The 12,129-nt window shown below is 35.9% G+C and carries 7 protein-coding genes; all 7 read left to right on the top strand.

Annotated features, from left to right (window positions below):
* Positions 1–257: 257 nt before the first annotated feature.
* The 7 genes from IGI67_RS18730 to IGI67_RS18700 all read left to right on the top strand — a co-directional run bounded on the left by IGI67_RS18730 (position 258) and on the right by IGI67_RS18700 (position 12,013).
* Entirely contained in the window at positions 258–2,873 is a 2,616-nt protein-coding gene (locus tag IGI67_RS18730; RefSeq protein ID WP_429958816.1) for a type I restriction-modification system subunit M, read from the top strand.
* Entirely contained in the window at positions 2,867–4,090 is a 1,224-nt protein-coding gene (locus IGI67_RS18725) for a restriction endonuclease subunit S (protein WP_429958815.1), read from the top strand. Before IGI67_RS18730 ends, IGI67_RS18725 begins: the two co-directional genes overlap by 7 nt.
* A 22-nt stretch (positions 4,091–4,112) precedes the next feature.
* Positions 4,113–7,229: a type I restriction endonuclease subunit R gene (locus tag IGI67_RS18720; protein ID WP_429958814.1), complete on the top strand. Its 3,117-nt coding sequence runs from the start codon at positions 4,113–4,115 to the stop codon at positions 7,227–7,229.
* The gene (locus tag IGI67_RS18715; RefSeq protein WP_429958813.1) at positions 7,229–7,951 is read left to right on the top strand and encodes a M48 family metallopeptidase; all 723 of its coding nucleotides are present in this window, start codon (positions 7,229–7,231) and stop codon (positions 7,949–7,951) included. Before IGI67_RS18720 ends, IGI67_RS18715 begins: the two co-directional genes overlap by 1 nt.
* A 220-nt stretch (positions 7,952–8,171) precedes the next feature.
* The gene (locus tag IGI67_RS18710) at positions 8,172–9,002 is read left to right on the top strand and encodes a PRD domain-containing protein (protein ID WP_429958812.1); all 831 of its coding nucleotides are present in this window, start codon (positions 8,172–8,174) and stop codon (positions 9,000–9,002) included.
* Positions 9,003–9,103: 101 nt separating this feature from the next.
* A complete protein-coding gene (locus IGI67_RS18705; protein WP_429958811.1) occupies positions 9,104–11,029 on the top strand; it encodes a beta-glucoside-specific PTS transporter subunit IIABC in 1,926 nt (641 codons plus the stop codon).
* Positions 11,030–12,013, top strand: a complete 984-nt coding sequence (locus IGI67_RS18700; protein ID WP_429958810.1) for an ADP-ribosylglycohydrolase family protein — start codon at positions 11,030–11,032, stop codon at positions 12,011–12,013.
* The last annotated feature ends 116 nt before the right edge of the window (positions 12,014–12,129 follow it).

Raw genomic sequence — 12,129 nt, 5'->3', positions numbered from 1 at the left:
AATTGATTTTGATGGATTATTGGATTTATTTTAGTCTCATCATTTTTTCTTTTATTATTGAGCGATCCGTTTTCAAGTGAATGGTAGAAAACAAGGTTATAAGGATATCAAGGTTTGGAACAAAGTTTATTATTAATTGGGCTTTTAATTAAAGTAGTATGTATTAATCATTTTGTGGCAGCTAGAGGATTATTTCTTTTTCAGTTATAATGGGAGGAAATTAAAAAACTCTATTTGAAGATAAGGGGCAATTTTAAGTGGCGATTAAAAAAAGTGAAATATATAATCAGCTGTGGGCTGCTGCAGATAAATTAAGAGGTGGGGTTGAACCTGCACGCTATAAAAATTATATTTTAACAATGTTATTTGTAAAATATGTTTCTGATAAGTATAAAACCTCTGATGACTGGGAAATTGAAATTCCAAAAGACTCGAGTTTTGACGATATTGTAAAACATAAGTTTCAAAAAAATATTGGTGAAAAAATTAATACCAGTATTGGCGCAATTGCAGATAAAAACAATCTAAAGGGAATTATTGATATTGCTGATTTTGAAAGTGATGAACTTGGTGAAGGGAAAACCCATATTGACAAAGTCTCGGATTTAGTGGCTATTTTTCAAAAACCAGAGCTAGATTTTACCAAAAATCGTGCTGGTGGAGATGATATTTTAGGTGATGCCTATGAATATCTAATGCGTAAGTTTGCTCAAGATTCTGGTAAAAGTAAGGGGCAATTTTACACACCAGGTGAGGTATCACGTGTAATGGCAAGAGTTATAGGCTTAGACAAAGCGACTAGCTCAAGTATGACAGTTTACGATCCTGCATGTGGATCGGGTTCACTTCTAATAAGAGCTGCTGATGTAGCTCCTGTTGAAATTACTATTTATGGTCAAGAGTATGATCCGTCTACTGCTGGATTGGCACGCATGAACTTAGTTCTCCATAACAAAGGAGCAGGTGAAATTCAGAGAGGTAATACATTAGCTGATCCCAAATGGAAGGAAAATAATCAATTAAAACGGTTTGATTATATTGTTGTAAACCCACCTTTTTCAGATAAATCATGGACGGATGGCACTTTACCAGATCAATACGGTCGTTATAGTGAAGTTGGTTATGGTGTTCCGCCAGAAAAAAATGGTGATTACGCTTGGTTTCTACATGTATTAAAATCTTTAAAATCAAAAGGAAAAGCAGCAATCATTTTGCCGCATGGAGTACTTTTCCGTGGAAATACAGAAGGCGAAATCCGTAAAAAAATTATTGACCATGGCTATATAAAAGGGATCATTGGACTTCCTGCAAATATCTTTTTTGGAACAGGGATACCTGCATGTATTATCATTGTAGACAAAGAAGATGCTGTAGAACGTGAAGGCATTTTTATGATTGATGCTAGTCAAAATTTTATTAAAGAAGGGAATAAAAATAGACTTCGAGAACAAGATATTGAAAAAATAGTTCGGACTTTTAATACAATGGATCAATCAGATAAAAGATATGCTCGCTTTGTTTTAAATGAAGAGATAAAAGAGGATAATGAGTATAATTTAAATATTCCTCGTTATATAGATAATAGTAATAACGAAGATCTTCAAGACATTGAAGCCCATTTAAAAGGTGGCATTCCTGAAAGTGATATAGACTCATTAAGTAATTATTGGAAAGAATATCCAAGTTTACGACAGGACTTGTTTAGTCCACTTAGATCAGGTTATTTACAAGCAAAAGTCGAGAAAGATCAAGTTGTAGAAGTTATAAATTCTAATAATGAATTTATTGAGCATTCTAAACGTATTAAATATTCCTTTTTGACTTGGAAGCATGAGGTGATTCCTATACTGATGAATTTAACAGTTGAAGATAAACCAAAAAATATCATTGAATTCATTAGCCATAAAATCTTACGTTTATTTGAAAAGGATTCTTTAATTAAGGAATATGATGTTTATCAGATAGTGATGGAATATTGGGAAGAAGAAATGGAAGATGATATCTATGCTGTTATTTCAGATGGATATAAAGCAGGAAATCAGGTAGTGAATATTACAAGAATGAAAAAAGTAAATGGAGAAGAGGAGGAAGAAGTTATTGGATGGGAAGGCTTGATAATTCCTAAAGAACAAATAATGAATACCTACTTTGAAGATAAGTTAAGTGAAATCCAAGATTTAAAACAAGTTTTGGAAAAAAATGAAGCTGAGATTGAAGACTTGCTGGAAAATCATAATAAAGAAGAGTCTAGTTTATTTGAATTTATTCAAGATGGAAAATTTAGCAAAAAAATGATTTCTACTCGTATAAATGAAATTAAATCTGGCTATACAAATGATGAAATCAATGTCTTGAAAACCTTGTGGAATCATTTAGATCAAAAAATGAAGAAAAAAGAATATTTAGAATTCTTAGATAGAAGTCCACTAGCTAAATCTGCTTTAACTGAGAAAGGAACAGTAACAAAAACGAGTATTACAGCACGAATAAAAGAAATAAGAGATTCTACAGATATAGATGGTCCTTTTAAAGAAGAATTTGAATTATTAACGGATGTTCAGACTTTACTGGAAACAAAAGAAGAAGTGGCAAAAGAAATCAAAGAAAAAGAATTTACACTGGACTTAGCGGCAAAAGAGAAATATTCAGAGTTGAGTATTGAGGAGATAAAAGAATTATTGGAAGAAAAATGGTTTGCTGCTGTTTATGGAGCACTTAATAATATTCATTCTGATGTGAGTCATCAATTATCAGTTCGTGTGAAAAATTTAGTGGAACGTTATGAATCCAAGCTATCAGAATTAGCAAATGAAGTAGTTCTTTATGAAGAAAAAGTAAAACATCATCTGGAAAGGATGGGGTTTGAATGGTAAGTAAATGGACTAAAGAGCAACTACCCAATGTTTTAATTGATCAGAAAAGTGCGATAAAAATTGGTCCATTTGGAAGTCAATTAAAAAAAGAATTACTGCAAAAAAGAGGAAATTATCGAGTTTATGGACAAGAAAATGTTTATAAAAATGATTTTTCATTTGGTGATAGATACCTTAGTAAAGAAAAATTTGAAGATTTAAAAAGTTCAGAAATATGTTCTAACGATATTGTGATAAGTACGATGGGAACAATAGGACAATGTGCGATTGTTCCTAGGAATATTTTGCCAGGTATAATGGATTCACATTTAATAAGACTAAGATTAGATAATGAAAAAGTTGATCATCTTTTTTTAAAATATATTTTACAGAGTGAAAGCATACAAAATCAGATAAAAAAAATGTCAGTGGGCGGTATTATGGATGGACTAAGTACATCTATTATAAAGCAAATTGAGATTTCTTATCCATCTATTAACGAACAAAAGAACATAGCTGCAACACTTTCTGACATTGATCAATTAATTAATTCTTTATCTGAATTGATTAAAAAGAAGCGGCTAATTAAAAAAGGTATGACAGAAGATCTCCTAATCGGTAGAAAAAGAATTAATAATTTAAATAATAGATGGAGTAAAGTGGTGTTGGGTGATGTTGTAAGAATTCATCGTGGTGGTTCACCAAGACCAATTCAAAACTATTTAACTACGTCTTCTGAAGGAATAAATTGGATAAAGATAGGAGATGTAGGAAGTAAAGATAAATATATTAAATCTACATCTCAAAAAATAACTTTAGAAGGTGTTACAAGTTCTAGACGAGTGTATAAAGGAGATTTTTTATTATCCAATTCTATGAGTTATGGAAGACCTTATATTTTAGATATTAATGGTGCCATTCATGATGGATGGCTAGTTCTACAGGAGTATAATGAATATTTTGATACTGATTTTTTGTATTATTATTTAGGTTCAGATATTGTATTAAATCAATATTTGAGCAAAGCTGCTGGAAGTAGTGTTCTTAATTTAAATAAAGAATTAGTTGCTAGTGTAGAAATAATTAAACCTGATATATTAGAACAAAAGGAAATCGCTAGAATTCTTTCAGATATGGATCAAGAAGTTAATAAAATAGAAGAAAAACTTGAAAAATACAAAAAAATCAAACAAGGTATGATGGAACAATTGTTAACTGGAAAAATTCGATTAGCTTAAATTGAATCAGGAGGTGGACTAGTTGGTAGACTTAGCAAAAAAGGAGCGAGAAACACAAGCTAGAGTATCTAAGTTATTTCAAAATGTTTTAGGTTATAAGAACCTTGGTAATTTAAAGGATCAAGAAAACTCAAATGTAGATGAGAATCTTTTAAAGATTTACTTATTAGAGCAAAATTATTCTATTGATGCTATACGTTTGGCAGTGAGTTCTTTCAAAGATATAACAAGCAACCAAGCAATGGATCTGTTTCAGTTAAATTCATCTGTCTATTCTTTTCTAAGGTATGGTGTTTTAGTGAAAGAACCAGAGAAAGAAAAGCAGACTCGTGTGTCGTTGATTAATTGGGAAAATCCATTGAAAAATCATTTTTATATTGCGGAGGAAGTTTCTGTTTTAAAAGATTATGCTGATTCAAGTAATAAAGAAATACATAAACGTCCAGATATCGTTTTATACATTAACGGAATTGCTATAGCTATTTTGGAATTAAAAAGAAGTACACGATCAATTAATGAGGGGATTCGTCAAAATATAACGAATCAACGAAAAGATATGATTCAACGATTTTTTGGAACAAATGGATTGATAATGGCAGGAAATGATACCGAAGGGCTACGCTATGGTGTAATTCAAACACCTGAAAAATATTATTTAAGTTGGAAAGAAGATGCTGAATTAAAAGATTCTTTATCTTTAGAGGTTAAAAGTTTACGAGAGAGTCAAAGCTATGGATTAGACAAAAGTTTGATTTCAATATGTCATAAAGAACGACTCGTTGAATTGCTATATAATTTTATTATTTTTGATAAAGGTGCAAAAAAGATTTGTCGGCCTCATCAGTTTTTTGGCAGTTTGTCAGCACGAAATTTTGTTTCAAATCGCAAAGGCGGCATCATTTGGCATACACAAGGTTCTGGGAAAAGTTTAACAATGGTATGGTTAAGTAAATGGATCAAGGAAAATATTTCTGAGAGTCGTATTTTAATTGTCACTGATCGAGACGAATTAGATAGTCAGATTGAAGGGGTCTTTGCTGGAGTTGATGAAAAAATAGTAAGAGTTCGCTCTGGTAGAGAATTAATTCAAAAAATCAACGACCCCTCTCCTGTAATGATGTGCTCTTTAATCCACAAATTTTGGAAAAAAGGTGGAGAGGATAAAAATTATACAAACTTTATTGATGAAATAAAGTCTTCCTTACCTTATGGATTTAAGCCTAAAGGGAACTTCTTTATCTTTGTAGATGAAGCTCATCGAACACAGTCAGGTAAACTTCATGAAGCGATGAAAACTATTATACCTGACGGAACACTTATCGGATTTACAGGTACGCCTTTAATGAAAAAGGATAAAAAGAAGTCAATAGAAGTTTTTGGACCATACATCCATAAATATAAATTTAATGAAGCAGTAGAAGATAAAGTTGTTTTGGATTTAAGGTATGAAGCTCGAGAAGTTGAGCAAAATGTAACGAACCAAAAAAAAATTGATCAATGGTTTGAAAGTAAAACTAAAGGATTAAATGATCGTTCGAAAGCTAGATTAAAATCTCGTTGGGGAACGTTTCAAAAGGTTTTTAGCTCAAAAGACCGGTTAACTAAGATTGTGGAAGATATTGTATTTGATATGCAAATACAACCAAGACTTGTTGATGGCAGGGGAAATGCTTTGCTTGTTGCAGATAGCATCTATCAAGCAACTAGATATTATGAGTTGTTTCAAAGTACGGACTTGAAAGGGAAATGTGCAATAATTACTTCCTATAATCCACAACCAAGTGATGTACGAACTGAATCGCGTGGCGAAGCAATTGAAACTGAGAAAATTGAAAAATATGAAACATATATTAAAATGTTAGCTGGCAAAAAGGTAGAAAAATTCGAGGAAGAAGTAAAAGAGAAGTTTCTTGAATATCCTGACCAAATGAAATTACTCATTGTTGTAGACAAGTTATTGACAGGTTTTGATGCACCACCAGCAACTTATTTATATATTGATAAAAAAATGCAAGATCACAAGCTTTTTCAAGCCATTTGCCGAGTGAATCGTTTAGACGGAGAAGACAAAGAGTATGGCTATATTATTGATTACAAAGACTTATTCAAATCGCTTGAGAAAGCGATGGATGATTACACTTCAGAAGCTTTCTCAGATTACGATGAAGAAGATGTATCAGGTCTTTTAAACAATCGTTTAGATAAAGCGAAAGATCAATTAGAAGAGTCATTGGAAGCTTTGCGAGCCCTATGTGAGCCTGTGGCAATGCCTCAAACAGATATTGAATTTATTCATTATTTTGTAGCTCAAGATACTGCTCAACCAGATATTGAAGAGCTGGAATCTAATTTACCTAAAAGAGAAAATCTATATGATTTTTCTGCTTCTGCTTTAAGATCATTTGCAGAAGTAAAAGGTGATTTAGAAAGTAAATATGGTTACTCAAACATCGAAGTCACTAATTTGGAGAAAGAAGTGACTCGCTTCGTAAATGCACGTGATATTATTCGACAGGCAAGTGGTGATTATATTGATTTGAAGGCGTATGATCCAGATATGCGGCAATTGATTGATATGTTTTTAGATGCTAAAGAAAGTCGAACATTAATGGAGTTTGAAGAACCTTTAGTTGAATTATTATTGCGTGAAGATACGTCTAAAATTGATCCAATTATTGACCCCATAGATAAGAGAAAACAAGATACTGCTGCGGAAACTATTGAGAATAATGTAAAGAGGGAACTAATAGCTAAAAGAAGTTCAAATCCTAGATATTATGAGAAAATGTCTCAACTGCTAACTGATTTAATTGAGAAGCGAAAGCAGTCGGTTATTGAGTATGAAGAATATTTGGCGCAGTTCAAAAAATATGTTCATAGAGCATTTCACCCTGAAGATAGTAAGGATTATCCTGCATCAATTCGAGTAAGTGCAGCAAAGCGTGCTTTTTATGATTTGCTAGATGATGAAGTACTAGCAAATTCTGTTCATAATGCTATTAATTCAGTTCGTCAAGATGGATGGCGAGGTAACAAGATTAAAGAAAGAAAAATTCGTAGAGTGATTGAAGATCTTATAAAAGATCAAGAATTAGTTGATGAGTTGTTTAAACTTACAAAAGAGCAAGGTGAGTATTAATGTATAGTATAACCATTAGTGGAATCGAGATTAAGATTGTAAAAAAAAGAATAAAAAATATGTATATCCGAGTATTTCCGCCCAATGGGATTGTTCAGGTTAGTGCGCCTGTTGACTATGATGATGAAACTATCCGAATGTTTGCTCTTTCTAGAATCGGCTGGATTAAAAGACAAATACAATCATTTGAAAATCAACCTCGTCAAACAAAACGCAAATATGTTTCAGGAGAAAATATTTATTTATGGGGAAAAAGATATCGTTTAGATGTTATATTTTCGAGTTCAAAAAATGACATAAAAATTGCTGGAGACCGAATTGTCTTGCAGGTGAGACCTGAAAGTACGATTCAGCAGCGAGAGAATATAGTAAATGAGTGGTACAGAAAGTTACTAAAAGCAGAAATACCTGATATCATAAAAAAATATCAAAAAATTATAGGAGTAATCCCTTCAGAGTGGCATGTTAAGAATATGAGAACTAAGTGGGGTACTTGTAATACAGATAAGAAAAAAATCTGGATTAATTTACAACTTACAAAAAAAACTCGGGAATGTTTGGAATATGTAATAGTTCATGAGCTTGTACACCTGTTAGAAAAAAATCATACTGAAAAGTTTACTCAGTATATGAATCAATTCTATCCTGAATGGCGTGTTGCTAAGGAAAAATTAAACTCTGAGGTTTTAGATTATATGGAACCTACTGAAAATGTTGATTAACTGAACTTCATTTTCAAAATTACAAGAATTGAAGGAAATTATTCAGTTTAATTTATTAAAGTACAAAGATAAGTATTTGAGTAAGTCATTTAAAATGATAGCTTTTTTCAGGCTACGCATAACTAGTAAGTAAATCTAGGTAAACAGTAACTTGACAATCCCCAAAGAACCCGTATCATAGCTTATGAAAGTTTGCTGAGGCGGAGGATGGGGAGAGAGCTTGCTGAGAATTAAGAAGATTTTTAACAACAATGTTGTCTTGGTGATTGATACAAAAGATCTAGAGCGGATCTTGATCGGCAGGGGGATTGCCTTTCGGAAACGGGTTGGCGAGACTGTTGAGAAGGATAAGATCGAGAAGACGTTTGTGGTGGATTCTCCGAATGTGGCGGATCGTTTTGTTCAATTGATTAAAGAAGTACCGATCAATCGATTGGAGATGGTGACGCTGATCATTAAGAATGCGGAGGCGGAGCTGTCTCGGACCTTTGATGGCAATACGTATATCGGGCTGGCGGATCACATTAACTATGCGGTGAATCGGTTTAGAAAGGGCGAAACGATTCAAAATGCGTTGCTATTGGAGATCAAGAAGTTTTATCCGAAGGAATTTGCGGCAGGGATGAATGCGCTGGAGAAGATCAGCTATTATGAAGGGATCGAGCTGAATGAGGATGAGGCGGGATTCATTGCGCTTCACTTTATTAATGGTGGCTTGAACAATGATACGGCTCAGACGTTGTTGACGACGGAGATGCTGCAGAAGCTGGTCTTGATCGTTGAGGATTGCTTGGATATCGAGCTGGATACGGAGTCGCTGAATTATGTTCGTTTCGTTACCCACTTGAAATTCTTTATTCAACGTGTCATAATTAATGAACCGAGACAGGAATCGGTGCCGGAGATGTTTGAGCAGGTGGTTCAATTTTATCCGAAGGCGACTGAGAGTGTCGGGATCATTAAGAATTATCTACAGGACAAGCTGGCCTGTCGGATTTATCCGGAGGAGGAGATGTATTTGATTCTCCATATCCAACGGCTAATTAAATAAACGGGATTGTAACTGATTATGCAGGCAACACCCAAACAAGGGATGAAGAGTCTCTTGTTTGAGTGTTGCCTTTTTTATATGCCAAAAAAGGGGGAAGCAACATGGATAAGTATCAAAACTTGGTGTCATTTATTTTGGAGAAGGTTGGCGGAAAGGAGAATGTGTTAAGCGTCACTCATTGTATGACGAGATTGCGGTTCACGTTGAAGGATGATTCATTGGTGCAACGTGAGGAAGTGGTGAAATCACCGGATGTCATGAGTGCCCAGTTTGCCAGCGGGCGGTTTCAAGTGGTTGTCGGCACAAATGTGGCGGATATTTTTCAAGTGGTTCAGGAGCAGCTGAATGGCAAAGTTGTCGCAGCGGAGGAGGAGAAAAAAGGGCTAGTCAGCACGTTGGTGGATACGATTACGAAAGTGATCACGCCAGTATTAGGAATCTTGACAGCATCGGGTCTATTGCAGGGGATCTTGGCGTTATTGACGGCAACGAATGTTCTATCGGTAAATGATGGCGCATATATTATTTTACACGCGATGGGGCAGGCGGTCTTTTACTTTTTACCAGTCACGTTAGGCTATACGAGTGCAAAGGCGTTTAAGATGAATCCTTTTGTGGGGATGATGCTTGGAGCAACACTGCTGATTCCAGAACTGATGACGGGGCTGACGAGTGGGGATGCGTTGTACACCTTATTCAAGGGGACACTGTTCCAAACACCTGTCTTTAATACCTTCTTTGGGATTCCGATTCTATTCCCGTCGACTGGTTATCAGTATACGGTCATTCCAATCATTTTTATTGTCTATGTAGGGTCGAAGGTGGAAAAATGGTTGAAAAAGGTTGTTCCGGCAGTGATTGCTCACAACGTGAACTCTTTCTTAACGATCTTGATTACTGTTCCACTAGCGATTTTAGTGGTTGGTCCAATTACGAATGTTCTTAGTTCATTGATCAGCGCAGGTGTGTCAGGGCTATATGCGATTTCACCTGTAATTACTTCGTTAGTTGTTGCGTTGCTGTATCAGCCGCTAGTAATTTTCGGCTTGCATTGGCCGATTTCAGCGATTGGGATCACCAACTTAGCGCAATCCGGTGTGGATTATATTTTTCCGATGTCCTTTACAGCCAACTTTGCACAAACCGCTGTTGTTTTAGCTGTCTTTTTACGGACACGTTCGAAGGATCAAAAGGCACTCGCGATTCCAGCGATGGTGTCAGGCCTGTTTTGTATCATTGAACCAGCGATCTATGGATTTAGTTTGCCAGTGAAGAAACGCTTTGCCTATTCTATGCTTGGTGGAGCAGTTGGTTCATTGATTTTAGCGTTAACTTCTACAAAAATGTATGCGATGTCCTTTGGTATTCTAGGTTTTGCGGCCTTTATTGATCCTAAGAGCGGCAGTATGAATGGTGTGATTATTGCAATTATTGCGTCAATCGCTACAGCAGCAGTGCCTTTTGTGCTAACCTATATGACCTTTAAGAAGGAAGAGGACGTGATTGATCCTGAGGGAAAAAGCTTAGTGAAATCCGAAGTTTTGGTTTCGCCATTACAAGGAGAAATTAAACCGATAGAAAATGCAGCGGATCCAAGCTTTGCTTCAAAAGCATTAGGCAGCGGTTTTGTGATTATTCCAGAAAAAGGCGAAGTTGTCTCACCGGTATCTGGTACAGTCGAAACCGTTTTTCCAAGCGGACATGCGATTGGAATCATCAGCGATACAGGAATCGAAGTATTGATCCATATCGGAATTGATACGGTTGAAATAGAGGGCGCTGGTTTTACCCCGTTAGTGGAAAAGGGTCAGTCAGTGGTTCAAGGTGAGAAAATTTTAGAAGTTGATTTAGAAAAGATAACAGAAGCAGGGTATTCGATTGAGTCCTTTGTGACCGTGACAAATTCGGATCAATTTTTAGATGTTCTGAGTCAGCAGGAGGGCCACGTCAATATCAACGATAATGTCATGACGGTCATTCCTTTTAACAACCAAGCAGAAACCATCAACTTAGCGGAGGTAAATTAGGTGAGAGAGAAAATTTTGGGCGTATTAGCCGCCGGAGCATTGGGCGATGCCATGGGGATGCCGACAGAATGCTGGTCACAGGAAAAAATTCGTCAAAATTTTCCCGATGGCGTGACAGAATTAATCGCATCGAACGAAAATGATGTCTTTGGTCGGAAATTAGCGGCTGGAGCCATCACGGATGATACGTTGAACGTGTTGATGATCTTATCCATGATCAAGAAAAATCAGGGACAGATTCGTGTGGAAGATTACATTGCAGAGCTGCGGGAATGGAATGATAATTCTCCTGTTTCGGCATTCGTTTCAGGACCATCGACACTAAAGGCTTTAGAAAAAATCGCTCAAGGTGTGCCAATTGAGGAGACTGGCGTCACGGGGACTACAAATGGCGCATCCATGAAGATTGCACCGATTGGACTAATCAGTGATTATCGTGACCTGCCTTCATTAGTGAAAAACGTCGCGGAAATCTGCCTGCCGACTCACAACACGAAAATCGCTATTGCGGGAGCTAGCGCTGTAGCGGCGGCTATCAGCTATACTGTTCGAGGGGGACGATCCATCGAAGAAATCTGGTCAGTAGCCTTTGATGCTATCAATGCAGCGAAAGAATACGGGCACGACTTTCCTGCGGCATCCTTAACCTTCCGTATGAATCAAGCAAGAAAAATTCTGCGGCAGGAAACGGATGAACAAGTCATTTTGCAACGTTTGTACGAAGAGATCGGTACAGGTATGGAGACGATCGAAACGATCCCAAGTTCCTTTGTGATTGTCGAATTAGCAAAGGGTGATCCGTTGAAAGCCGCACAATTAAGTGCCTCACTTGGTTGGGATACTGATACGATCGGAGCAATCAGTGCGGCGATCTGTGGCGGAATGAATCCTAATTTGCCAAAAGAAATGATTCAGCAAATCGAAGAAGTCAATCAGTTGGATTTTGATCAGTTAGCGGAGGATGTATTGCCGTTTGTGAAGTAGGATTTGGAAATAGAGAAATCTCGATTAAAAAATATCCTTCTAATAGAGATGTCAGCGACCTAAAAACGTTGACAGCTCTATTTCTTTTTATTTCATTGTCTAAAACTCGAATATAC

The organism is Enterococcus sp. AZ196, from assembly GCF_050498845.1.
GTDB lineage: Bacteria > Bacillota > Bacilli > Lactobacillales > Enterococcaceae > Enterococcus_A > Enterococcus_A murrayae.
Note: the sequence above shows the minus strand (reverse complement) of the source record. Positions and strands in the feature narration are given on the sequence as shown.